We start from the raw sequence: 24,240 nt of genomic DNA, 5'->3' as shown, positions 1-24,240 counted from the left end.
GGAATGGTAGCCAAACCTAACCTACATTTTAGGCTTTTCCCGGGAAATCGTGACCTCGTCGATGCTATATTGCCGGGCATTGGTTTCGCCGTTCTCATACCGGAAATTCAGGGTTGGCCGCGCCGGGTTGGCGTAGGCTACTCCCTTACCCAATACGACGGTTCTGTCCGTTGCCGTGATGGTTTCACCGGCGCTTTTCAGGATGGTTACGTTGTATTTGCTGGCAGCCATGTTGACCGTAAAAATCACGGTATGCGATACGCCTTCGGGAATGGTTCCGATGACCTCCTGCTCCTGCGTGGTTAAATTGCGTAACAATGACACCTCGCCATTGGCGTTAATGGTTAACCGGGCAATGATCCCCGCCGAGCCATCGGCCACCTCCACCAGTACATAACCGCCAGTGGCGCTCTTCTGCGTGGCTGTATAGTAATACCAGACCGTCTGCGTAAAATCAGTGGAAACTCCCCTGAAAGTAATCCATTGGTTGAAAGCCGTAAGACCGGGTGCGGTTGACTGGCTGAATTGAAGCGACTTCTTTCCGGCCAGTGACACCACCTTCAGCCGGGGTTCCAGCTGCGAACTGTATTCGAGGGCGTCTCCACTGGGATCACCCGGCAAGGTCTTGTTGGGAAGGGCATTAATGGCATCACTTTCAAAGGTCGATCTTAGAATATACGTTGTCTTACAGGAACAGAATACAACACAACAAACGATCATGATGCAAAAATACTGAAGGGTTTTCATAAGCTGTTTTTTTGTTGGTTAACTCCTCAAAAGTAGGCAGATAACGTATTCGTAAACAGCGTAGTAGTACCTGTTTTGTTTATCAGGTAGTTTCATGGGAAAACCGCCAAATCTACCTGAAAAATAGCCGATAGCCGATCCGTAAATCCCCTCGAAGGCGGGGCACGGATCGGCTATCGGCCTTAGCTACCGGATCTACAACCGGTTTAAACGTAATCTGGCGCGTTGGCAACCCCGGAAGATTGGAACGGACATCTACTCCGTGCGGAGTGCTTTTATTGGATTCATCAGGGCGGCTTTGATGGATTTGAAACCGACGGTGATAAACGCAATCAGAAACGTGCCCACGATGGCGGAGGCAAAGATACCTACTCCCAAATCGACGCGGAAAGTGAAGTTTTTGAGCCAGCTGCTCATCGCGTAGTAGGCAATTGGAGCCGCTACGATGAAGGCAATCAGAATCAGGCGCGAAAACTCCTTGACAAAAATCCACAGAATCGCTCCGATGCTGCTGCCCAGCACTTTCCGAATGCCGATTTCCTTGGTCTTCTGGGCCGCCATAAACGAAACCAGACCGTATAAGCCCAGACAACCGATAAAAATTGCGATGGCGGCAAAGGACTGAATCAATTTGAGCATAAGCTCTTCGGTTTCGTAAAAATTTCCGATCTGTTCGTCCAGAAACTGATAGTCATACACCTGGTTCGGATGCATGGCACTCCAGGTTCGTTCCAGAGCCGCGAGCGTGGATTTTACGGTCGCCATGTTAATTTTAACGGCGTAACGCCCGTATAAATCAGGCGCTGACGCGATACAAACGGCGTTGATGTCATCGTGGAAGGAGCGGTCGTGGAAATCGCCAACTACCCCGACAATCGCCCCTTTGGTGTTGCCGTCGTTTAAACTGAGGATTTTTCCGATCACTTCACCCGGCGATTTCAGCCCCAGCTTTTTGGTAAACGTTTCGTTAACCAGAAACTCCTTCGCCGAATCGGCCGGAAAGAGGTTTCGGCCAGCCACCATTTTCAATTCGAACATGGGAACGTACTGATCGTCAGCGGCTTTTACGCTTACACTAAAGGCTTCATCTTCGGCCCGGTTGTCGTATTTCGGGGATGTATTCCACACATTTTCGTTCGAAGCCGGGGCCGCCTGGCAAACCGATACGGTTTGAACGCCGGGAATCTGGGAAAATTGATCTTTCAACGTTTTCATCGTTAGCACGCTCGACTCCGTTGCGACGGGCAGCATGACAACGGCTTCTTTATTGAATCCCAGATCGGATTGCGTCGAATACCGCATCTGATCGGTAATGACGATCATGCCAATAATGAGCACCTGTGAAATCGCAAACTGTCCCACAATCAGCATTCGGCGGGTATTGAATCCCCCGATGTTTTGCTGCGAAATTTTCCCTTTCAGGGCCGTTACCGGTTGAAAACCGGCCAGAATGAGCCCCGGATAGGAGCCGGCAAAGAACGTGACGACCAGAGCCAGCAATGGAAGGAACAGCAGAAGTTGCCAGTTTGCAATGGGATTGATGGCGATCTGGACCTTAAACCAGTCGTTCAGGAAAGGCAGCAGTAACCCGGATACCGCGCAGGCCAGCACAATGGCCAGGGCCGTTATCAATCCGGTTTCGGCAATGAACTGCCAGAAAAGTTGACCGCGAAAACTGCCCAGCACTTTCCGAACACCCACTTCCTTGGAACGTTTCAGGGCCTGGGCCGTGGCCAGGTTGATGAAGTTGACGCAGGCAGTGAAGATCAGAAAGAGGCCAATGCAGCCCAATACCCACAAATTGGTTTTGGTGATGACGCCACCATAGCGGGCGTTGAAGTGAATATCGTCCAGGGGTTGCAACTTGTAATGGTGGACGTTTTTGTTGGTAGGGCGGTATTTCTTCACGTAGGCGGGGAGTACCTGTTCAACCTCCGCGGGCGAAATACCGGGCCGGAGCCGGACAAAACACTGCATAGAACTCCGGATGCCACCCCACGAATCGTCGCTGGCCATCCATTCGTTGTATTGTTTCAGGGTGTTGTACGACAGATAAACTTCGGTTTTGCGGTCGGTATTGATGGGTAAATCCTTTAACACCCCCGTTACTTTGAACTCTATTTTGTTGTCCAGTCGAAACGTTTGGTTGATCGGATCGGCATCGCCAAAAAACTTTCTTGCCATTTTCTGCGTCAGAATGGCAGTATTTGGTTCGCTTAATGCCGTTTTCAGGTTGCCCTGGAGCAGCGGAAAATTGAAAATGTCGAAAAAGTCGGTTTCGGCAAAAGCCACGGTTTCACCCTCCTTGAACTTTCGGATTTCCCGGCCCTTCTTAATCGTCAGGACCACATCGTCGGCAGTGGCAACCCGGGCTACCTTCTCACCAAAGGTATAATCGTTGCGGAATGCTTTGCCGAACGGGTTGGGAACGCTGTAGGTATAACTGGTTGTTTCGCGGTGTTGCTCCGTCACGAAGCGGTAAATCCGGTCGGAATTGGGGTGAAAATTATCAAAATGCAGGTGGTAATTGACCAGCAGAAAAATCAGAATCCCGCAGGTCATCCCGAGGGCCAGCCCCGAGACGTTGATACTGGCGTAGGTTTTGTTGCGAACCAGATTGCGAAAAGCAATTTTAAAGTAATTACGGATCATGCTCGTATTTGTTGGGTTTGACTGTTCAGGGAAAGCATTCGGCTGCGGTTTTCGCTTCAAAAAAAAGGGGTTCAGATAATTCAATACCGCCCACACGAATTCACGGCGGGCGCTGAAAAGTCCGTCCGTCTCGATCTGTTTATAAAACACTTCGTGCAAATCGCCCTGCACATCCTCCAGCAGATGAGGGGCCACGAAGGTTTCCAAAAGCCGGTCGGCCCAGCGGGGTGGAGTCGTTTTCATGCAGTCATTCTTAACGTATCAGTTGAAACTTTCCCGGAGGAATGGCCTGCCACAACCGGCTACGGACCTCCTGAATATCCTGCAACGCCCGCACACCGGCATCCGTCAGCGCAAAATACCGCTTGCGCCGTCCACCCCGTTCGGCGGTTGCGCCACCCAGGAGCGATGAAAGAAAGCCTTTTTCCTCCAGCCGGTACAAGGTAGCATGAACGGCACTCATGGTGATGGATCGCCCGGTTTGCTGCTGAACGTCCTCCCAGATGGTAACTCCATAAGCCTCCTCCGGGCAAGCGGCCACCACCAGCAGAACGATTTCTTCAAATTCTCCCAGAAAGGATCTTCGCATGGTCTTACGCCAGTCGTACGATTAGTTGTAATTTTGCAAAACAAATAGAGTGCCAGAAAGAAAAAATGGCTTTTGGAGATGAAACGGGCGGTTTTTAGAAAGTTTGCTTGTCCGGAATCGTACAGATTTTGTCCATGCTCGGACAACGGACCCCGGACTTTTGTCCGCGAAGTCCTGATCAAGGGTGATATTCCGGAAATTTAAGAATCTCACGGACTAAAGTCCGTGGGTACGTTACAGAGTCCGGATCAATCCGGCCATTTTCTCGCGCAAAGCCGCATCCGGCAGGCGACCATGACCGGCCAGCATGTTGTCGGCAGCATGGCGGGGATCACTGGTACCGGGAATGACGCAGGTGACGGCGGGGTGGGAGAGGATAAATTTCAGGAAAAACTGCGCCCAGCTGGTCATGTCATTTTCGTTGGCCCAGGCCGGTACTGCTTTGCCTTTTACGAGCGAAAACAATCGCCCTTCGGCAAACGGCTGGTTGATGATCGTGGCGACACCCCGGTCCTGAGCGGCTGGCAGCAGCTTTTTCTCGGCGTTCCGGGCCAGAATCGAGTAGTTGAACTGAACAAAATCGAGCGGGACTTTCGAGATAATCTCAACAAGCTCATCGTGCATGGAATCGGTGTAATGCGTGATGCCGATGTAGCGGATTTTACCGGCCGCTTTCCAGGCTTTCAGCGTTTCGAGGTGCGTTTTCCAATCCACCAGATTATGAATCTGCATCAGATCGATCGACGACCGTTTCATTTTCCGCATGGAATCTTCCATTTGCTGAATACCGGCTTCGCGCCCCCGCGTCCAGACTTTGGTGGCGTAAAAAAACTGGTTTTGCAGACCGGATTCCGCCGTTAGCGTGCCCACCACCTCCTCCGAACGCCCGTACATGGGCGACGAATCGATCAGTTTGCCCCCGGCAGTATGAACCGCTTTGAGCGTTTGGAGGAGTTCGGAATGGGCCGCTGTTCCGGACACATCGAACGTCTGCCAGGTTCCGATTCCGACAACCGGAAGCTTTTCTTTAGTGGAAGGAATAAGACGGTTGAGCATGGTGGTTTGAACAGGAGATGAAAAAGCCGACAACCCGCCGGTTGCCAGCGTCGCACCGGTAACTGCCAGAATGCGAAGCATTTCCTTTCTGGAAACGGGTTCGTTGCGGTAAACAGAATTTGTCGATTTCATACCGTATCTGAAAATCTCGAGGCTATTGACAAACATACCCGCCATCCGAACTCACCAGGCTACCCGTCATGAAGGAGTTTTCGTCCGACAGCAAAAAGGCAACTACACGGGCAATTTCTTCCGGTTTTCCAATCCGCCCCAACGGTTGAATCGTGTCCAGGGACTCATAAACACCCGCTTCTTCGACGGCATTGACAGACGCAAAATGCGTGACGGCTTTATGAAGCAAGGGCGTGTCGATGGTTCCGGGGCAGACGCAGTTGACCCGAATGTTATACGGGGCGTAGTCGATGGCGGTGCTTTTGGTCAGCTGGCCGGTTGCGCCTTTGGTCATTCCATACACCGAACTGCTGCCTTTCCCGACAAAAGTCTGATCGGATCCCATTAATACGATGCTGCCTTTACGTTGCGCTTTCATGTAAGGCAGCACTTCCCGAACCGTAAAAAAGGTGCCTTTAATGTTGATGGCAATCAGGTCTTCGAGTTGTTCATCGGAAGTTTGCTCCATCGAGGCAAACAGGTGGATGCCTGCATTGGCAAACAGCATGTCAATTTTGCCTTCCCGGTTCATAACGGTTTGGTAGGCCTGAACGATGTCCGACTTTTTGCGGACATCGCAGTAAATAAACTCCCCCGCCCGATCATCGTCGCCCGGTTTTTGAACATCGAGGTTGTAAACGATGGCACCCTGCCCGGTCAGTAATTCGCGGGTCGCTTTTCCGATACCGGTTGTAGCACCGGTAATGATGGTTACTTTGTTCTGGAAGCTCATGCTGTACAAGTCGAGTGGTTTGTCCGGTACGGATTATCGTGTGATGCGACAAAGGTAACCGGGACAACCACAAAAGACGCCCGTAATTGTACCAATTTGTAGTGGTATTGTCCCAACTGGAAAAAATACCGGAAAATGGTACAAAAAGCAGGGCTGCAACCGAGCAGAGATCCGGAACGATTACCGGATCAGGCGGTCTGTTGCAACTTTCCTGTCAATCAGGATAATGAACTGGGGCCTAAACGTGTTGCCACGGTATCCAATCGTGGCAACACGAAATTAACGTTTTGCACTGACCTGCCAAACCCGGTTTCCTGCATCGTCGGACACGAGCAGCGAACCGTCGGGCATGACCGACAAGCCAACCGGGCGACCGCTTACGTCGGTATCATTGACAATGAAACCCGTCAGGAAATCTTCCGGTTTTCCGCTGGGTTTTCCGTTTTGAAAAGGAACAAAAATAACTTTATAGCCGGAAAAGGCCGACCGGTTCCAGGAGCCATGCTGACCCACGAAAGCGCCATTGCGGTATTTTTCGGGAAACGCATCTTTATCGTAAAAAGCCAGTCCCAGCGAAGCCGTATGGGAGCCGACGGGCACATCGGGGACGATGGTTTTCTTGACCAGATCGGGCCGTTCACCTTTTCGGCGGGGGTCTTCGTGCTGGCCGAAATAGGCGTAGGGCCAGCCGTAAAAAGCGCCTTCTTTTACGCTGGTGATGTAGTCAGGAACGAGTTCGTCGCCCAGTTCGTCGCGCTCATTGACAGCCGCCCAGAGCGTTTTTGTGCCCGGTGCCCAATCCATGCCGACCGGATTGCGGAGTCCGCTGGCAAAGATTCGCTCGCCGGTGCCGTCGGGATTAATTTCGAGAATATTCGCCCGGCGCACCTCATTCTGTATTCCGTGTTCTGCCACGTTGCTACCCGAACCCACCGAAATGTAGATCTTGGAACCATCGGCATTGGCAAGCAGGTTGCGTGTCCAGTGGTTGTTATAACCGCCCGCGGGCAGCGTCAGGATCGAGGTACCTTTGGCGGTTATTTTGGTTTGGCCGGATTGGTACGGAAATTTCAGCACGCCGTCCGTATTGGCAACATACAAGGTATTGCCAACCAGTACCACCCCGAACGGCTGGTTGAGGCCCTCCAGAAAGACCTCCCGGAGTTCCGGTTTTCCGTCTTTGTTGGCATCCCGCAGGAGCGTAATGCGGTTGGCACTTTCGCCGACGGCTCCGGCTTTGGCCTGACCACTGACCGCAGCAGCGACCTTCTTCACAACGCCTTTCTTTTCGGTTTGGGATTCAACCACCAGTACGTCGCCATTGGGCAGCACGTAGGTTCGGCGCGGATGCTCCAGATCACGGGCGAATTCAGTGACCACAAAACCGTCGGGTGCTTTGGGCGTCTGCCCGTCTTTCCAGCCCACAATATTGCTATAATGGGTGGCCGATTCGGACGGAGCGGGCAGATCCGCGGCTGTCGGCGATGCGGTTTCTTCCGTTGTCGCAGCGTTGGAGTCTTCGCCCTCCGTTTTCTTGCTTTGATTACAGGCTGTCAGAAGCCCGATGCTTATCAATACGTGTGCAATAAGAACAAACCGTTTTTTCATTGTTGAGCAGAATTTAAACACAATCCTCTATCAACCGGCTGAATAACGCGTTTGTTTTAATCCTTACTCTTTCTTTGCGGTCACTTCATTGCCCATGATCTGTAGTTTAAATCCCGTCACCGCTTTGGTTGCCGCATCGCGGATAAATGTAAATACAGAGCCGTATTCACTCGTCGATTTGAACGTATCGGCGGTGGCCTGTTTCAGCAATTTATTTTTGGGATACGCATCGACGGCACCGTACAACTCGCCATTTTCAACGGTGATGGTCACTTGCTTGAAATTGTCGTTTTGCGCGAACGTATACGTTCCGGCATACGCCTTTAAATCCGTGGAGTCGGCCTGAATAACGGTTTTGATCCGAAAATCCGGTTTTCTTGCGGCAAAAACCACCGTTGAAGCCGCGAAGGTAAGGGCGAAAAGCAGGCTTGTTTTCATAGGGAAGGGAAGTTTAGAGTGCCTAAAAATGAACGGTTTGAGCGTGAAGTTCGGCAACCGGTTTACTGGTCGGTTTTGGGCTGGCTTGCAAAAAACCGGTAATAGCTTCCTGCCATTTAGCTTTTTCGTTGATACAGTACGACTGGTGGGCCGAGTTCTCAAAAACGACCAGTTTCTTGCGGGAAGTGCCCAGATTTTCAAAAATGGCATCGGTTTCGTGCCGCAGGACCCGGGGATCTTTCGCGCCCCAGCTCAGCAAAACCGGCATAGTGAGCTGTTTGGCGTATAGAGATGGCCGGTAGCCAAACACCCACATGCTACGCTGCATACCGCCCCAGAGCGCGAGCAGTTCCGACATCGGATGCGCCGGAATGTGCATGGAACGCAGGCGGCCCTGAATGGCATCGTAGAGCGAAGCAAACGGACATTCCAGAATGACCTGAGCCGGTTTCAAGCCGTGTTCGGGAATGGCTTTCAGGATCGTAGCCGCGCCCATCGACACGCCCCAGAGGATAATGTTTTTTTCTTTTCCCTTCGCCACAAAATCATAAGCGGCTTTCAGATCATTGGTTTCCCGAAAGCCGATGGTACAGATATTGCCTTCGGAATTGCCGTGTGCCCGGAAATCGAACGATAGCGTGTTGTAGCCCAACGCGTGGAAGTATTCCGTTTCGCAAATAATTTTTGACTTGTTCGATGCGTGTCCGTGGCAGAGAATCACGGTGCCTTTGGCATTTTCGGCAGGAATGTACCACCCTTCCAGCTTCTGTTTGTATTCGTTCGTGAGCCGGATGGTTTCGTAGGGGATGGATGGGTACTCGCTGACGACGGATTTCTTCAGTTTTAGACCAAAAAAAGCTGCTTCAATTTTTTCGCCGGTCGAATAGTCTTCGGCTTTCCGGGCCGGCGTTTTCTCTGGGTTATTGTAGAAATACGTAAAACGGGACGCCTGGAACGCCGACACGATGTTCAGCAGGATAAATAAAACGAGCAAAACCAGCCCAATTCGGCGCAAAATAAGCATAACAGCCAACGGAATTTAAGGAAGACAAACATACCGATTTTTAGAGAGAGTTGGGTGGTGGTTGGGGCATTTGGAGTGACCAATTTGCCTTCTCTTCGTCGTATTGTAATCAATGTGATGAATCTGGTAAGCAATGGTTGAAAACAAACGCATTATAAAGAATAGACAAACTTAAAGTATCGTTTTGCCAGCATCCGGAAACGCGGTGGTATTCATACGTTGCGTCATTGGTTTGCCACGCATCTGCTGGAAGCCGGTATGAACATTCGGTACATCCAGAAGTTGCTGGGCCACGAAAGCATTCTGACCACGATACGCAATACGCATGTGACGGCTGAGAAGATCGGCACACTCAAAAGTCCGCTGGATGGGTTGTAGGTGCGTGTCGCCGGAGTAACGTCGTAGCTGGGAAAGGCTGTAGAACTTTCGTTTGATTACGTAGTCCTGGGTGGTGCCGATAACCACTCGCCTGTTGCATTTGACTTGGCCACTGGTGTAGAAGCGGTATAAACACTTATCGTGACCAAAGAAATAGTTGGAGAAATCTTTACTATCCCAAATCCGCTCAATGTGTTGACTAACAGTAACTTTTTTAGCCATTGGTGTTGCAAAGCTTGGGCATATTTTCTATGATTGTACTGAAAAAAGATTCACTTGACAACCTAGGGTTTTTACTCAATATGATCAATATCATTTTGCTGATTTTGAGTAGTTTGGTATTAAGCGGAGTTGCGTATAATAAATAGCTTGTTGGGTGCTCGTCTAAAAAATGGTTCAAATTTCCGCTTCTGGGCGACAGCAAACGCCTGGCAAGTTGAGATTTAAGCTCTAAAGTCTGGCTCCCCGGCAACAATACAAACACCCTCACTAGTCATTCTCATTCTTTTAACAAGTTCATGAAAAAGACAGATACTCCCTTACTGGACTCACAGAACAACTCAGAAGAGCTTTTAGAAGCTCCTAAAATCACTGTATTTACTGATAGAGATTTTAAGGGCGCAAGGCGTACATTCTCTCAAGCAGCATTAGCGTTAGGCAGTGACTGGAACGATAAAATTTCCTCTTTCATCATTGAACGAGGAACGTTCGAGTTCTATGGTGCAGCTAATTATCAATCGGAGGATTGGGGGCCCGTGCGCTTAAGTGTAGGTCAATATCCTTGGGTTGAGGCCGTCGGTATCCGAAATGATACCATTTCTTCATGGCGTGCCTTCTCTGGTGACCCCGGTCCAGGGCCAGTACCTCCTCTTCCTCCTCCTGTTCCCTTGCCTATACCTCATCCTACACCGCCGGCTCCTACACCTACACCGCCCCCCACTCCTCCACCAACTCCCACTCCTCCACTACCTCCTGTCATTCCAGCTAAAGATTATCTTGATGTAATACGCAATAATCCACCACAAAATATTGTATGCACAGCTGGTTTTGACCGAATTATTAATAAACATCCAACAAAAGCAATTGAAGTTTGGTACACTCTGAATAATAACCCACAACAATACACTGTTTCTCCTCTGCCTCCTAATGGATATTACCAAGTTGGTTGTTCTACTGGGGCTGTATACCACTGGTTAGATTCTACTCATTTTTTGTGATAATGAGTTCGCGTTTATGGAGCAGCAGATGACATTTGTTACGGTCCGCTCCACGCATAGGCGACAGGAAGCGGGTCGCCAAGTCAGGCCGACAGCTCAACCGTCCGTGTGTGTAAATGCCCCCTGCGGTCGTCATCAAAACACGTGGTTGTTGGGCGCGGGTTAAAGAAATAACGTAGTGGTCGGCTTTCGGTCGACAGGGGTATGGCCTGACAGACAGACTTTGGGTTCGTTAGTCAACTTCGGTTGGCACGAGAAACGCCCCGGTTGTATAAGTAAAGTGAGGTAGGCGGGTTTCGTGTGACAATTCAACTTTTTAACAGGAAATAAATGACTGACGACAGGTTGACAGAAATTTTCCTTGCACAAAAAATTAAACAGAGCCGAAAGGAATTGGAGACAGATTTAAACAATAATTTCGACACTCAAGAAAAAACCTTATCTGTCATCGTCGGCGGATTGGAACACGCCAATTTCAATAGCTTCACATCCGCAAGCGTCGTTTGGAATATTTCAGGATATCTAAACTTGGTTTCTTACGACTTGAAAATCATTGGCAGAGACCTCATGTTTGCCGAAAAAGATTGGCAAAGAAAGTTATATGCACGGCAGGCTTATTTGCTGATTTACGAGAGCATGAATGACTTTTTGCAACTTTTGGGGAAACCTCTACGTGAAGCAGTTAGTCAATTTTCCGATGCTGAAGTTTGTAAGCAAAGAATACAAGCTATCGCTAAAAAGATGAACGAGTTCAAAGCAGCACGAGAGAATACTATAAAATCAGTCAGACATACAGCTATCGGACATCGCGATAAAGATATGCTGGTTCAACTTCAAGCGATTCAGTCCATCGGCTGGCTTGAAGCTACTCAAATATTATCTCAGTTTGATGCCATTGTACGGGAATTAGGGGCGGTTTGTCAGGATTTAATGAATCGCACGAATGACGATTTAGAAATAAAAAAGGCAAGTAATACCAACTGAAAGGGAGGAATAATCACTAACAAGTTCAATGTTGTAATGCTAATTCAGGGTCTTGTGTGACAAGATGCACGTCCTGACGGATGGTTTGCAGCCCAACAGGCAGGGGGTGTAAGGTTTGGGTACGATTGTTCAGTCAATTTGCTTTTACACCATCAGCTCAGAGGCTTGGTGTGGCGGTGCAAATATAGCCGCAATTGGTGTCTCGCGCGACAGGTAGTGCGTCCCAGAGGTTAAGCTTTTTTGCTCGTTGGCCGGGTTTCGGTCGACACTTCAACCGCCTGATTTTGTTAACTTTGACAGGTAGGATTGGGTTACAGTCGACAAGCCAACCGCCCCGGTTAGGCAGGTTTGGTTTGCGGGGCAGCGTACCAGCGACAGGGAAAATGCCCCGCAGGCAGGCTTGAAAAATACAGCAGTATGTAAGATTCGAAGTGCGTATTTTGCATTAAAAGTGTGGCAATCGGCAAGTCATATGCTATTCGCAAACCAACATTTCTTACTTTAAAATATCACAACTATGAAACATTTACTCATTATTACCGTGACAAGTCTAGTCATGCTTTTCGCGACCCCAACGAAAGCGCAGCAAAACCCAGATTCACTGGCCATTCAAACCATCCTTCAAGAAGAAGTAAGTTCTTGGAATGGCGGAGATGCGCAAACCTACTCCAAACATTTCGCTGAGAATGGAACGTTTACCAATATACGGGGCATGTTTTTTACTGGGCATCAACAGTTTTTAGAAAGGCATGTGGAGATATTCAAGGGTATGTTTGCCAAAACGGTTTTGCAGCAGGATGTAGTATCCTTTCGGTTTCTCAGCAAGGATGTTGCCATTGTCGAAACACTTACTTGGATTACAGGTTTTTCAAAAAATGGTTCACCAAAAGCAATACACGTCGACTCTAAAGGACGCTTACATACCCGGCTACTACAAGTTCTTCAGAAGCAAGCAGGCGATTGGAAAATCGTTGTTTATCACAACGTCGACTTAAAGCCAGACACACCGGTTCCGGCACACCAATAACTTTTGGACTGATCTTCCTGGCAACATGAGAAATTACGGTTCGACATAAACTGCCTTTCCCGGTTCGCTACGCAACCAATTTCAATCTATTAAATTTTTATTCACTTTCAGGTGACAAAATGACCGGTTCGGCATCTAAAGTAAAAGACGATACGATTACTTTAGAAGGCACGAGCTATGAAAACGCTAAATATTTTAATCGGCTTGCTGGGATTTGCCATCCTGATCACGCTGTATTCAGGGGTAACTACCCAATTCAGTACTGAACGTCAGGCTTTTATCGCGGGTGGTTTAACGCTCCCGGCAGTGGGAATGCTGATTCTGGTATTCATAAAATCCAGGCAGATCAAATAGCTTTTGCTCTAATAAAAGCTAAGATTTGTAGTGGTAAGGTGCTGAAAATCAGTCCGGCTATCGGCTTCGAAACGATGCCGGGACATCCGGTGCCGCCGTCGGGTCCGCCAAATCCAGTTCCAGTTCCGTTCCATCCTCCGTTTCGGCCCCAATCGTAAAAGCCCCCCAGCCGGTTTCTTCCAAAACCGCCCGGTTATTGTTCGCAATGACTTCCTGATCCGCCGGAACAAACGTGTCGTGCAGGTGAAAGATGACCTTGCCCGTCAACGGATGATGGTCAGGATCGGTCGAAATTACTTCCATCCGAATCGTAAACCAGTCTTCGTCCTCATCAATGGGGGTGACCGTCGCCTGTAACCGCTTGAAATTACTGACGGCTTTTCCGCCCCACTTTCCTTTCTGCGGATCGTCGGTATCGAGGGTCGTCGCCGACGGAACGGGTGACGGTCCGCGCGTCACCGCTCCGCGCGACACCTGAGCCGATTCGGTGGTGGTTCCGGCAGTCTTTCGGGCCACCGAGTTTTCTTCGATCTTTTTCTTGACGGCCTGCAACGTCGCGCGGTTGGTGAGTGCTTTCCGTTGCGTTTCCTCCACTTTCTGGTCGGTTTCCTTTACTTTCTGCCGGGTTGCTTTCACGTCTTCTTTCGTTTCCCGTACCTCCTGTTTGGTTTCCTTCACTTCTTTTTTGAGTTCGGCCATCAACCGATCGCTTACCGAGGTAATAAACCGGGTCGATGAGATGGCTGCGATGGTGCAAAAGCTGAAAAAAACCAGGTAATTCTGCACTTTCAGGCTAATGGCTGCCGAAATCGCCGGGTTCGCAGAAGCACCGGGGGCATTTTCGGGAATTACTTTTACCAGTTCGTCCAGAATCTTGCTCTGGGTGAGAAACAGAAAAACCGGCACGATCAGCGAAGCCCCCAGCCCCATCAGAACACATTTCCACCAGATTTTTGGCGATTCTTCAGCAGCGGTCGGGAGGTAGCAATTAACCAAACCGCCAATGATACCAGCCAGTAACATGGTACCCAGAACGGTCCACAAGTCGTAGGAAGACAGAATAGAATTCATAAAAAAAGAGGAAGCGGTTTTACGGTAAGTGGCTGTAAGGTAGCGAATAAGGCAGATATTGAGTAGATACTTCCGCAAAATTTCTTATCGACTTAACTCATTCCGAAACGCTATGTCTTCCCTGCTTCCACGACGTGACTTATTAAAAGGGCTACTGGCAACCGGTCTGGTTGGCCCGGTCGCCGAAACGATGGCTTTTCCACAACCGGCGGTCGATGCCGCCCCCTTCAGTATTCATATTTTTTCCAAACTCCTGCATTTTCTGAATTACAATGAACTGGCGGCCGTGGCGTCCGACCTCGGATTTGATGGCGTCGATCTGACGGTGCGGCCCGAGGGACACGTCGAACCGGCCAACGTTCGCACCGATTTGCCAAAAGCCGTCGAAATTCTGAAAAAGAAGAACCTGAGCGTGCCCACGATCACCACGGCGGTTACGAAGGCGGATGAGCCGGCCCGTACGCTTCTGGAAACCGCCAGCAAACAGGGAATTCGGTATTACCGCACCGGCTGGGTGCCCTATCCGGCCGGACAACCCATTAGGGAATCCCTTGAGCATTTCAAGCGGCAATTCGGCGAGTTGGGCAAACTCAACCAGCAACTGAATGTCGTCGGGGCATATCAAAACCATGCCGGAACCAACTTCGGCTCGGCCACCTGGGATCTGGCCACGGTGCTTCAGGAGGTTAACAATCCCGCGATGGGGTCTCAGTACGACATTCGTCACGCAACCGTGGAGGGCGGCACGTCGTGGTCGACGGGCTTGCGGATGATAGCTCCCCATATCCGGTTTATCGCCATCAAGGATGTGGTCTGGAAAAAAGTGAACGGAAAATGGAAAGCCGAGAGCGTTCCTCTCGGACAGGGCATGGTCGATTTTCCGGCTTATTTCGCTCTCCTGAAACAATTGAACGTTCGTGTTCCGATTTCCCTGCACCTCGAATACCCGTTGGGGGGAGCCGATCAGGGTAAACGGGACATTACGATTCCACGCGAGAAGGTCTATCAGGCCATGCAGACCGATTTGCAGACGTTGCGGGGGATGTTGAAAAAAGCGGCTTTGGTGTAAAAAAAATGCTGAAAAACGCGTCGCCGTTTACAGGCACAGCGGGGCTAACTCATCCTAACGACCCTTAAACTCATGCGAAAAAATTGGTGGAAAGCGGTGACTGTACTTCTTTTAGCGTACGTTTTTCTGGCAGGTCTCATGAGTCCGGTTCCGAGATTGCCCATTTTGCACGAGTCGATCCGGAATACATTCTTCCATCCGCCGTTGTGGATTGCCATGATGGTTATGCTCCTGTCGTCGGCCATTTTTTCAGTCCGTTACCTCCTGAAAGGTCATCTCGGGGATGACCTGATAGCGGTTGAACTGGCCAATACGGCCATTTTATTTGGCGTGTTAGGCTGTATTACCGGATCGGTTTGGGCCTTTTTTGCCTGGGGCGCGCTGTGGCCCAATGATCCGAAAACCAACGGGGTGGCCGTCAGTATGCTGATGTATCTGGCTTATTTCATCTTGCGCAGCTCGTTTGATGACGAACTGCGCCGGGCGCGAATCTCGGCGGTTTATAACATCTTTGCCTTCGCCGTCTTTATTCCCCTCATTCTGATTCTGCCCCGATTAACCGATTCCCTGCATCCCGGGAACGGGGGAAATCCGGGTTTCAATTCGTACGATTCCGACCATTCAATAAAAATGATCATCCGGCCTGCTTTTGTCGGATTTACCCTGTTAGGGTTCTGGATTACCCAGCTCCGGATCCGGTTACGTCGCCTGGAAAACAAACTGGATGAGTCCGAAGAAGCCCAAAAAACCGCTGCATTTCCAACTGAATTACCCCATTAATCACACGAGTAGCCATGTATCAGCTGATTGATTTACTAACGAAAGCGTTGCGGGAAGACGGTAAAATCTGGGTGGTTACGGTTGTCGTTGCCGTTGTATTGTTAGGCTGGTTGTATTATCTTCTTCGAATTGGCAGCCGAGTGAACAAACTTCAGCTGCGGATAAAACGGTGATCTCCTGCTCACTGCGGGGAGCCGAAACGGTTCAAAACCAGATTAGAATACCCTTAGAATTCTAATTTCAAGAACCGCATGGGCGGTTTGTGACGTTAGTTTGGTAACCGTTCTGATTTCGAAGCCGTATGAAAACCATTTTGATCGTTGAAGATGACCGCCGGATTGCCCAGAACATCAGCCGGGGGTTGATGGAAGAAGGGTACCAGACCGAGGTGGCTTATGAAGGCTACAATGGCCGGGATCTGGCGCTGCGGCAACCGTTCGATCTGGTCATTCTGGACATCAATCTGCCGGGGCTGAACGGGTATGAAATTTGCCGGAATGTTCGGGCCGAAAAACCGCATTTGCCCATTATTATGTTGACGGCCCTGGGCGAAATTGAGGATAAAGTGGAAGGGCTGGAACGCGGGGCCGACGATTACCTCGTGAAACCCTTCGATTTCAGGGAGTTGAATGCCCGGATTGCGGCCTGTTTCCGGCGCGTGGATTTGCTCGACAAACGGGTGGCCGATGAAGTACTGCGCATCGCCAACCTGGAAGTAAACAGTTCGACCAAGCAGGTCAGGCGCGACAACACACCGATCGATCTGACGGCCCGGGAATTTGCGCTCCTCGAATACCTGGTTCGCAACCGGGGGCGGGTGGTTTCCAAAATGGATCTGGCCGAGAAAGTCTGGAGCCTCAATTTTGATCCCGGTACTAATGTGGTTGAAGTGTATATCAACTACTTACGCAAGAAAATTGATCGGGATTTTGAGCCAAAACTGATTCATACCCGTGCCGGAATGGGTTATATTTTAAAAGTGGAGTAAGCAAATGAAGATCAGGAATCGGATCGCGCTCCAGTTTTCGCTCATCGTAGCCACGATCTTACTCATTTTTTCAGTTATTATTTATGTTACGACGGCTACCTATAGCCGCGAGGATTTTTACGATCGGCTGAAAAGTAAAGCACTCACCACCGCCCGGTTTTTGATTCAGGTGAAGGAGGTCGACCACAACCTGCTTAAGATTATTGACCGGAATACGTTAACCGCCCTGTATGATGAAAAAGTGCTGGTATTCGATGAGCGAAACCGCCTGATCTATGCCAGCGTCGACGATCACATTATTCATTACCAGCGGAACTTGCTCGACGAAGTCAGGCAACTGAAGGAGGTGGAAACCTGGAGCGACGATAATCAACTGGCCGGTATTTTATACCAGGAAGGCGGGCGAAAACTGGTGGTGCTGGCGTCGGCCTATGATCGGTGGGGGCGGAGTAAACAGAAAAACCTGCGTACCACCCTCATCTGGGGCCTGGTGGGCGGTATTGGCCTGACCATCGGGCTGGGAATTTTCTTCGCCGGACAATCGCTGCAACCCATCGATGAAATCAATTCCCAGGTTTCGACCATTACGGCCCGGAATCTTCGCCAGCGGCTCGACGAGGGCGACCGCCGGGACGAAATTGATCAGCTGGCGGTTAATTTTAACGCGGTTTTAGGCCGGCTCGAACAGGCCTTCGAGCAACAGCGCAGCTTTGTTTCCCACGCTTCCCATGAACTCCGGACGCCCCTGGCGGCCCTCAAATCCGAGATTCAACTGGGTTTGCTGCGACCGCTGAAACCCGCCGAGTACGAAAGCATCCTGACGAACCTGCTGTCGGACACCGACCGGCTTATTGCTCTGACAAACAGCTTGTTATTTCTGGCCCGCACCCTCGAAAACATAAGCCGGATGCCGCTGGCGCCGGTTCAGATGGAAGAGGTCGTTTTGCAGGCGCGGGATGAGCTTCTGAGTGCTAAACCCGGTTATCACATTGAATTTGACTATGCTAATTTGCCCGAGTCGGAGAAAGAAACGACGGTGGCGGGCAATGAAGAATTGTTGAAACGGGTTTTACTAAACCTGATGGATAACGCCTGTAAATATTCCGGCAATCAGACGGCCCACGTCCGGATCGGAACCAACGCCACCTCGTGTTGGGTAAGCGTGCGTGACGAAGGAATTGGGATGACTCCCGAAGAAATGGAGCTCATTTTTGAACCCTTTTACCGCACGGCCAATGCGGTCGGTTACGAAGGTTTTGGCATTGGCCTCTCCATTTGCCAGCGGATTCTCGAATTGCATCAGGGCCACATTACCGTAGAAAGCCGGTTGAACGAAGGCAGCCAGTTTACGATGCAAATCGCCCATCTGTAAAGTGGTTTCGAAGTGTCCTGTTTTGGTTTTTACGCCCAGAAGTTAGCTATATTCTTCATATCCAGCAGAATAGCGATAAGAAACAATACGTTAAAAGCACTTCTAAGTTTTTTTTAACAGCTATTTAACTTCTTTCTAATACGCTTTTAACGGTCTTCTAACTTCTTTTGGCCAATCTTGCATTTCGAAATGTGCTAACCTTTTTTAATGCGTCTATTACTCGTTTTTACGTTGAGTTGCCTGCTTTCCACCAGTGGTCAGGCCCAGGATTCGCTACGGCTTAGCCGACGTCAGGCGGATAGCCTTTTTATCAAAAATAACTTATTGCTGCTGGCGGGGCGGTTTCGGATCGAAGCCGGTCAGGCCCAGATTATTCAGGCCAGTTTATACGACAACCCGACGGTTTCGCTTGAACTGAGTGCTTACAATACGGAGCAGCACCGGGTACTGGACGCCGGTCGGCAGGGTCAGAAAATCATTTCTGTTCAGCAACTCCTCTACACGGCGGGCAAGCGCAACAAGCGCGTCGCCCTGGCGCAGGAATCCGCCCGACTCAACGACTACGAGTTTGCCGACCTGCTCCGTTCGCTCCGTTTCGAACTCCGCAGCCGGTTTTTCGACCTCTATTTTCAGCAGGAAACCCTGGCCCGGTACGACCGCCAGATCGCGACTTTGCAGGGAACCGTAACGGCTTTTGAGCAGCAATACGACAAGAATAACGTGTCGCTGCGGGAACTGCTGCGGCTGAAGGCGCTGCTGTTCCAACTCAACAACGACCGGCTGGAAATCCGGCTTCGTCAGACCGAAAATCAGCAATTTTTGCGAACTTTACTGTCTGTCGATCAGCCCATTCTGCCGGTGGTCAATGAAGTCCAGCTGCAACAGTACCGGTTCCCGAATCAGCCGGTTGACTCCCTCCGGAATCGGGCGCTGCGCCACCGGCCCGACGTGCTGGCCAACCAGTCGTTAACCCGTCAGTCGGAACTCAATTACAACTTGCAAAAAGCGTTGGCCGTGCCGGATCTGCGGGTTGGCGGCACCTACGACCAGGCGGGGAGCTACGTTCCCAACTACCTCGGCGTTTCGGTAAGCATGGATCTACCGTTCCTGAACCGCAATCAGGGTGCCATCAAAGCCGCCCGGAGCCAGATCGACTACCAGAAACAGATTCAGAATCAGAAAGCCGTGCAGGTCGGCAATGAAGTCATTGCCGCCTTGCAAAAAGTGCAGGAAGTAGAACGGACGGTTCAGTCGGTCGAGTCGCGGTTTTCGGATCAATTCGAGCTGTTGAACCAGGGCTTATTCGCCAATTTCCAGAAACGCAACATCTCCCTGCTGGAGTTTATCGACCTGATCGAAACCTATAACGAAAGTACCCGCGAATTGAACCGACTCAAAGCCGACCGAATCAGTGCGTATGAAGAACTGAATTATGTGGTTGGTGAGGAATTATTTAACTAAAATCAGAATGAAAAAACTCGTTAGCGGTATTCTGCTGGGGACACTCGGGCTGGCAACCGCCTGCCATCAGAAGGTGGAAGTAGAAGAAGCCAAAGCATTTATGATGTCGGATACGATGATGCATCGCATCCAGCTGGACACGGTATTGAATCAGCCGGTTCGGAGTGAACTGACGCTGGTGGGGAAAGTGGCCGCCGATGAAAACAAGGTGATCAAAGTGTTTCCGCTCGTGGGCGGGGTGGTGGAAGAAGTGGATGTGGAACTGGGCGATTTTGTGAAGAAAGGCCAGCAACTGGCCGTAATACGGTCGGGCGAAGTAGCGGATTTTGAACGGCAAATGATTCAGGCTCAGTCGGATCTGCTGCTGGCTCAGAAAAACCTGAGTGTCGCAGAAGACCTTTTTGAGAGCAAGCTAAACTCCCAGCGCGAAGTGGTTGCGGCCAAAAAAGACGTTGAAACCGCCCAGGCTGAACTCAGCCGGGTGAAAGAAATTTTTCAGATTTATGGCCTGGGCAAAACCCCGACGTATGTGGTTCGGGCTCCCATCGACGGATTTGTGATTGAGAAAAACGTCAACCGGGACATGCAGCTGCGTTCCGATAATGCCGACAATTTATTTACCGTTGGCCAGATCAGCGACGTGTGGGTACTGGCCAACGTCAACGAAAGCGACATTGGCCGCGTCAAAGCCGGAATGCCCGCCAGCGTTCAGACCCTGAGTTACCCTGATCTGCAATTTAAGGGGCAAGTCGACAAAATCTTCAGCGTGCTCGATCCCGGAACCAAGGCCATGACCATCCGCATCCGGCTGAAAAACGAAGCCATGAAACTCAAACCCGAGATGCACGCAACGGTGTCACTGCGGTTTGACGAAGGGGCACAAATGGCAACCGTGCCTTCCAATGCGGTTATTTTCGACAATTCGAAATACTACGTTATGGTTTTCCGGAGCCGGTCCGACATCGATACGCGGGAGGTTCACGTCCATAAATTTCTGGGTGATATTGCCTACATCAGCGCCGGTCTGAAGACGGGTGAAAAGGTGATTTCCAAGAATCAACTGCTGGTTTACGACGCACTAAACGACTAATGAGTGATTGAGCGAATGAGTGATTGAGTAAAGGTTTGACGAGTCGCTGGGGCTGTGAGCAATAACCACCAAGCCAGCGGTTTACTCAACCGCTCACTCACTCATTCACTCAATCCCTCAATCCCTCATTGAAACTATGAATAAATTCATTCGAAATATTGTCGGGTTTTCGCTCAAAAACCGGTTTTTTATCTTTTTCATGACCACAGGCCTCATCATTGCCGGTGTGGTGAGCTACCTGAATACGCCACTCGAAGCCTTTCCCGACGTCACCAATACCCAGATTATCGTCGTCACGGAATGGAACGGCCGGAGTGCCGAGGAAGTGGAGCGGTTTGTCACCGTGCCCATCGAAGTGGCCATGAATTCCGTGCAGCGAAAAACGAACGTTCGTTCCATCACGATGTTCGGGTTGTCGGTGATCAAAATCATTTTTGAAGACGACGTCGAGGATTTCTTTGCGCGACAACAGGTGAATAATCAGCTTCGTACGGTTACACTTCCCGAAACCGTGGAGCCGGATGTACAGCCGCCGTATGGCCCGACGGGCGAAATTTTCCGCTTCACGCTCGAAAGCAAAACCCGCGACAGCCGTGAGCTTCTGACCTTGCATAACTGGGTGATCGACCGTCAGTTACGGAGCGTTCCCGGTGTGGCCGATGTCGTGGCGTTTGGCGGTCAGGAAAAAATCTACGAAATCCGGGTGAATCCTACCCAACTGACGAAATACGACCTGACGCCTTTGGAAGTTTATCAGGCCATCACGCGGAGTAACATCAACGTTGGGGGCGATGTCATCGAGCGCAATGGCCAGGCGTATGTCGTTCGGGGTGTGGGGCTACTGACCTCGGTTGCCGATATTGAAAACATCATTATTGAGGAACTGAACGGCAACCCGGTTTTGGTCCAAAACGTCGCCGAAGTCGCGGAATCGAGTCTGCCACGGGTGGGTCAGGTGGGTTTGAACGGCAATGACGACGTGGTGGAGGGAATCGTGGTGATGCGGAAAGGGGAGAATCCCAGCGAAATCCTGAAGCGGGTGAAGGACAAAATCGAGGAACTGAACACGCGGATTCTGCCGTCGGACACGAAAATGGTAACCTTCTATGACCGCGATAACCTCATCACGTTCTGTACACACACGGTCATGCACAATCTGACCGAGGGCATTATTCTGGTAACGGTCATCGTCTTTGTGTTCATGGCCGACTGGCGAACCACCGTTATCGTTTCGATCATTATTCCGCTGGCGTTGCTGTTTGCGTTTATGTGTCTGCGGTTGCGGGGCATGTCGGCCAACCTGCTGTCGATGGGCGCAGTCGATTTCGGGATTATCATCGACGGGGCCGTGGTGATGGTGGAAGGGATTTTTGTTACCCTCGACCATCTGGCGCATAAAAAAGGCATGGAAAGTTTCAACCGCATGAGTAAACTCGGCCTGATCAAGAAAACCGGGGGCGAGTTGGGCAAAGCGGTATTTTTCTCCAAACTGATCATCATTACGGCCTTGCTGCCCATTTTCTCTTTTCAGAAAGTGGAGGGGAAAATGTTCTCTCCGCTGGCCTGGACCCTCGGATTTGCCTTGCTGGGAGCGTTGTTGTTTACGCTGACGCTGGTGCCGGTTTTGTGTTCCATTTTGCTTCGGAAGAATGTTCGGGAGAAGAATAACTTCATCGTCCGGTTTTTCACCAATACCGTTTCGGCAGGATTTGAATGGTGTTATGCTCGCAAGCGATTCAGTTTTTTGCTGGCTACGGCCTGCCTGGGACTTACGTTTTTCTCCGCCACCCTGCTCGGAACGGAATTTTTGCCGCAGCTCAACGAAGGCGCGTTGTGGGTAGAAGCCAAACTGCCCATGAGTTCGTCACTGAGCGAAACGACTAAAATGGTGCGCGTTTTGCGAAAAAAACTGATGGAATTTCCGGAAGTCAACGGCGTGTTGTCGCAAACCGGCCGCTCCAATGACGGCACCGATCCGTCGGGTTTTTACTACGTCCAAATGCAGGTCAACCTGAAGCCCAAAGACGACTGGAAACGCAACATTTCCACCGATGACCTGATCGAGGAAATGGATGGCAAACTCAAACAGTTCCAGGGGATTAACTACAATTATTCCCAGCCCATCATCGACAACGTGGCCGAAGCCGTGGCCGGGATGAACGCGTCCAATGCCGTCAAGATTTTCGGGGAAGATTTAAATCAACTCAACGGATTGGCCAATGAAGTAATCGACGCCATCAAGGATGTTCCCGGTATTAAGGATGTCGGTATTCTGCGCAACATCGGCCAACCCGAAATCAGTGTGTTGTTTCACGACCACAAAATGGCTCTCTACGGGGTGTCGACCGCCGATGCGCAGGCGGTAATTGAAATGGCTATTGGCGGAAAAACCGCATCGATTCTTTACGAGGGCGAGCGACGATTCGACATCCGGTTGCGCTATGCCGAGAATTACCGCAAAACCGAAGATGACATCATGCGGCTGATGGTTCCGACCATGCACGGCAGTAAAATACCGCTCAGCGAAATTGCGACGCTGCACAAAACCACCGGCCCGGCGTTTATTTACCGCGACCTGAACAAGCGGTTTATCGGGGTCAAATTTTCGGTTCGGGAGCGCGATCTGGGGAGCACCATTGCGGAAGCCCAGCGGAAAGTCGACCAGAAATTGAAGAAACTGCCCAAAGGCTACTCCATCAACTGGACGGGCGAATTTGAGAACCAGGTGCGGGCCACGCAGCGGCTCGGCCAGGTGGTTCCGCTGAGTCTGGCCGCCATTTTTGTTATTCTGTTCATCACCTTTGGCAACCCGAAAGATGCCGGTCTGGTGTTGCTGAATGTGCCTTTTGCGTTGATGGGCGGTATTCTGGCCCTGCACGTGACGGGCATCAACTTCGGGATTTCGGCGGGGGTGGGCTTCATTGCCCTGTTCGGGATTTGTGTGCAGAACGGCGTCATTCTGGTGTCGGTTTTCAACCAGAACCGCGCCGACCGGCAACCGCTCGACGAGGCCATTCGCCAGGGCATCCGAAGCCGGATTCGGCCGGTGGTTATGACGGCCCTCATGGCGGCCATCGGTCTGCTGCCAGCGGCAGTTTCAACCGGAATTGGTTCCGAAACCCAAAAACCGCTCGCCATTGTCGTCATTGGTGGTCTGATCACGGCCACGATCCTGACGCTCCTGATTTTTCCGATACTCTACCGGTATTTTTACCGCAAATCCGAAGTCGAGGTGAAACCCTGGCGCCGGGAACCGCAGGTTTTGGAAGGGTAGAATTAACAATTTTCTAAGACCGCTCTAAGCGATTTCTAATGTAGGCGGACCTATTTTGTGGCTTGATTAGAGGGGTGAGACAAGAGAGGTGAGACCAGCGGGTAAAGACTTATAAAACAGCGTTAATTCCCGGTCTTTACTCGCTGGTCTCACCTCT

At 50.7% G+C, this 24,240-nt stretch carries 22 protein-coding genes; 13 read left to right on the top strand and 9 right to left on the bottom strand.

Going from position 1 to position 24,240, the window contains the following annotated elements:
• Nucleotides 1–21 precede the first annotated feature (21 nt).
• From EHT87_RS14895 to EHT87_RS14860, 8 genes are all read right to left on the bottom strand, one after another.
• Nucleotides 22–747 (bottom strand): hypothetical protein, encoded by a 726-nt coding sequence (locus EHT87_RS14895; RefSeq protein ID WP_124907446.1) that lies wholly within the window; start codon nt 745–747, stop codon nt 22–24.
• Between the two features lie 255 nt (nt 748–1,002).
• Nucleotides 1,003–3,642: an ABC transporter permease gene (locus EHT87_RS14890; RefSeq protein WP_221622025.1), complete on the bottom strand. Its 2,640-nt coding sequence runs from the start codon at nt 3,640–3,642 to the stop codon at nt 1,003–1,005.
• Nucleotides 3,643–3,652: 10 nt separating this feature from the next.
• Nucleotides 3,653–3,988, bottom strand: a complete 336-nt coding sequence (locus EHT87_RS14885) for a PadR family transcriptional regulator (RefSeq protein WP_124907445.1) — start codon at nt 3,986–3,988, stop codon at nt 3,653–3,655.
• Nucleotides 3,989–4,222: 234 nt separating this feature from the next.
• Entirely contained in the window at nt 4,223–5,176 is a 954-nt protein-coding gene (locus EHT87_RS14880; protein WP_229321111.1) for an aldo/keto reductase, read from the bottom strand.
• A 22-nt stretch (nt 5,177–5,198) separates the two neighbouring features.
• Nucleotides 5,199–5,948, bottom strand: a complete 750-nt coding sequence (locus tag EHT87_RS14875) for an SDR family NAD(P)-dependent oxidoreductase (protein ID WP_124907444.1) — start codon at nt 5,946–5,948, stop codon at nt 5,199–5,201.
• Between the two features lie 279 nt (nt 5,949–6,227).
• Nucleotides 6,228–7,556, bottom strand: a complete 1,329-nt coding sequence (locus EHT87_RS14870; protein WP_124907443.1) for a PQQ-dependent sugar dehydrogenase — start codon at nt 7,554–7,556, stop codon at nt 6,228–6,230.
• A gap of 63 nt (nt 7,557–7,619) precedes the next feature.
• Complete coding sequence (locus EHT87_RS31310) at nt 7,620–7,994, bottom strand: DUF3471 domain-containing protein (RefSeq protein WP_185716233.1); 375 nt, start codon at nt 7,992–7,994, stop codon at nt 7,620–7,622.
• Between the two features lie 22 nt (nt 7,995–8,016).
• Nucleotides 8,017–9,018: an alpha/beta hydrolase gene (locus EHT87_RS14860; protein ID WP_124907441.1), complete on the bottom strand. Its 1,002-nt coding sequence runs from the start codon at nt 9,016–9,018 to the stop codon at nt 8,017–8,019.
• A 192-nt stretch (nt 9,019–9,210) separates the two neighbouring features.
• Here EHT87_RS14860 and EHT87_RS14855 point away from each other — a divergent pair, with 192 nt between their 5' ends.
• From EHT87_RS14855 to EHT87_RS31305, 5 genes are all read left to right on the top strand, one after another.
• Nucleotides 9,211–9,396: a tyrosine-type recombinase/integrase gene (locus EHT87_RS14855; RefSeq protein WP_310587562.1), complete on the top strand. Its 186-nt coding sequence runs from the start codon at nt 9,211–9,213 to the stop codon at nt 9,394–9,396.
• 518 nt (nt 9,397–9,914) lie between these two features.
• On the top strand, nt 9,915–10,613 hold the full coding sequence (locus tag EHT87_RS14845; RefSeq protein ID WP_124907440.1) for a beta/gamma crystallin-related protein: 699 nt from the start codon (nt 9,915–9,917) through the stop codon (nt 10,611–10,613).
• Nucleotides 10,614–10,943: 330 nt separating this feature from the next.
• On the top strand, nt 10,944–11,597 hold the full coding sequence (locus tag EHT87_RS14840; RefSeq protein WP_124907439.1) for a hypothetical protein: 654 nt from the start codon (nt 10,944–10,946) through the stop codon (nt 11,595–11,597).
• A 517-nt stretch (nt 11,598–12,114) separates the two neighbouring features.
• Nucleotides 12,115–12,624 carry an SgcJ/EcaC family oxidoreductase gene (locus tag EHT87_RS14835; protein WP_124907438.1) on the top strand — a complete coding sequence of 170 codons (510 nt, stop codon included), beginning with the start codon at nt 12,115–12,117 and terminating at the stop codon, nt 12,622–12,624.
• Between the two features lie 177 nt (nt 12,625–12,801).
• Entirely contained in the window at nt 12,802–12,978 is a 177-nt protein-coding gene (locus EHT87_RS31305) for a hypothetical protein (protein WP_185716232.1), read from the top strand.
• Nucleotides 12,979–13,035: 57 nt separating this feature from the next.
• Here EHT87_RS31305 and EHT87_RS31300 read toward each other — a convergent pair whose 3' ends face one another.
• Nucleotides 13,036–14,049, bottom strand: a complete 1,014-nt coding sequence (locus EHT87_RS31300; RefSeq protein WP_185716231.1) for a YEATS-associated helix-containing protein — start codon at nt 14,047–14,049, stop codon at nt 13,036–13,038.
• Between the two features lie 112 nt (nt 14,050–14,161).
• On the opposite strand from EHT87_RS31300, the gene EHT87_RS14825 reads away from it, so the two are divergent.
• The 8 genes from EHT87_RS14825 to EHT87_RS14795 all read left to right on the top strand — a co-directional run bounded on the left by EHT87_RS14825 (nt 14,162) and on the right by EHT87_RS14795 (nt 24,083).
• Nucleotides 14,162–15,118 (top strand): sugar phosphate isomerase/epimerase family protein, encoded by a 957-nt coding sequence (locus EHT87_RS14825; RefSeq protein WP_124907437.1) that lies wholly within the window; start codon nt 14,162–14,164, stop codon nt 15,116–15,118.
• A gap of 72 nt (nt 15,119–15,190) precedes the next feature.
• Nucleotides 15,191–15,898, top strand: coding sequence for a cytochrome c biogenesis protein (ccsA, locus tag EHT87_RS14820; protein WP_124907436.1), 708 nt, complete (start codon nt 15,191–15,193; stop codon nt 15,896–15,898).
• Between the two features lie 14 nt (nt 15,899–15,912).
• Complete coding sequence (locus tag EHT87_RS31750) at nt 15,913–16,071, top strand: CcmD family protein (RefSeq protein WP_185716282.1); 159 nt, start codon at nt 15,913–15,915, stop codon at nt 16,069–16,071.
• Nucleotides 16,072–16,199: 128 nt separating this feature from the next.
• Nucleotides 16,200–16,886, top strand: a complete 687-nt coding sequence (locus EHT87_RS14815) for a response regulator transcription factor (RefSeq protein ID WP_124907435.1) — start codon at nt 16,200–16,202, stop codon at nt 16,884–16,886.
• A 4-nt stretch (nt 16,887–16,890) separates the two neighbouring features.
• Nucleotides 16,891–18,258, top strand: a complete 1,368-nt coding sequence (locus tag EHT87_RS14810) for a sensor histidine kinase (protein WP_124907434.1) — start codon at nt 16,891–16,893, stop codon at nt 18,256–18,258.
• A gap of 207 nt (nt 18,259–18,465) precedes the next feature.
• Nucleotides 18,466–19,719, top strand: a complete 1,254-nt coding sequence (locus EHT87_RS14805) for a TolC family protein (RefSeq protein WP_124907433.1) — start codon at nt 18,466–18,468, stop codon at nt 19,717–19,719.
• A 7-nt stretch (nt 19,720–19,726) separates the two neighbouring features.
• Nucleotides 19,727–20,809, top strand: a complete 1,083-nt coding sequence (locus tag EHT87_RS14800; protein ID WP_124907432.1) for an efflux RND transporter periplasmic adaptor subunit — start codon at nt 19,727–19,729, stop codon at nt 20,807–20,809.
• A gap of 136 nt (nt 20,810–20,945) precedes the next feature.
• Nucleotides 20,946–24,083, top strand: coding sequence for an efflux RND transporter permease subunit (locus EHT87_RS14795; RefSeq protein WP_124907431.1), 3,138 nt, complete (start codon nt 20,946–20,948; stop codon nt 24,081–24,083).
• Nucleotides 24,084–24,240 lie beyond the last annotated feature (157 nt).

It is taken from the genome of Larkinella knui (assembly GCF_003858645.1).
GTDB lineage: Bacteria > Bacteroidota > Bacteroidia > Cytophagales > Spirosomataceae > Larkinella > Larkinella knui.
The sequence above is the reverse complement of the archived record's forward strand: the minus strand, read 5'-3'. Positions and strand labels throughout refer to the sequence as shown.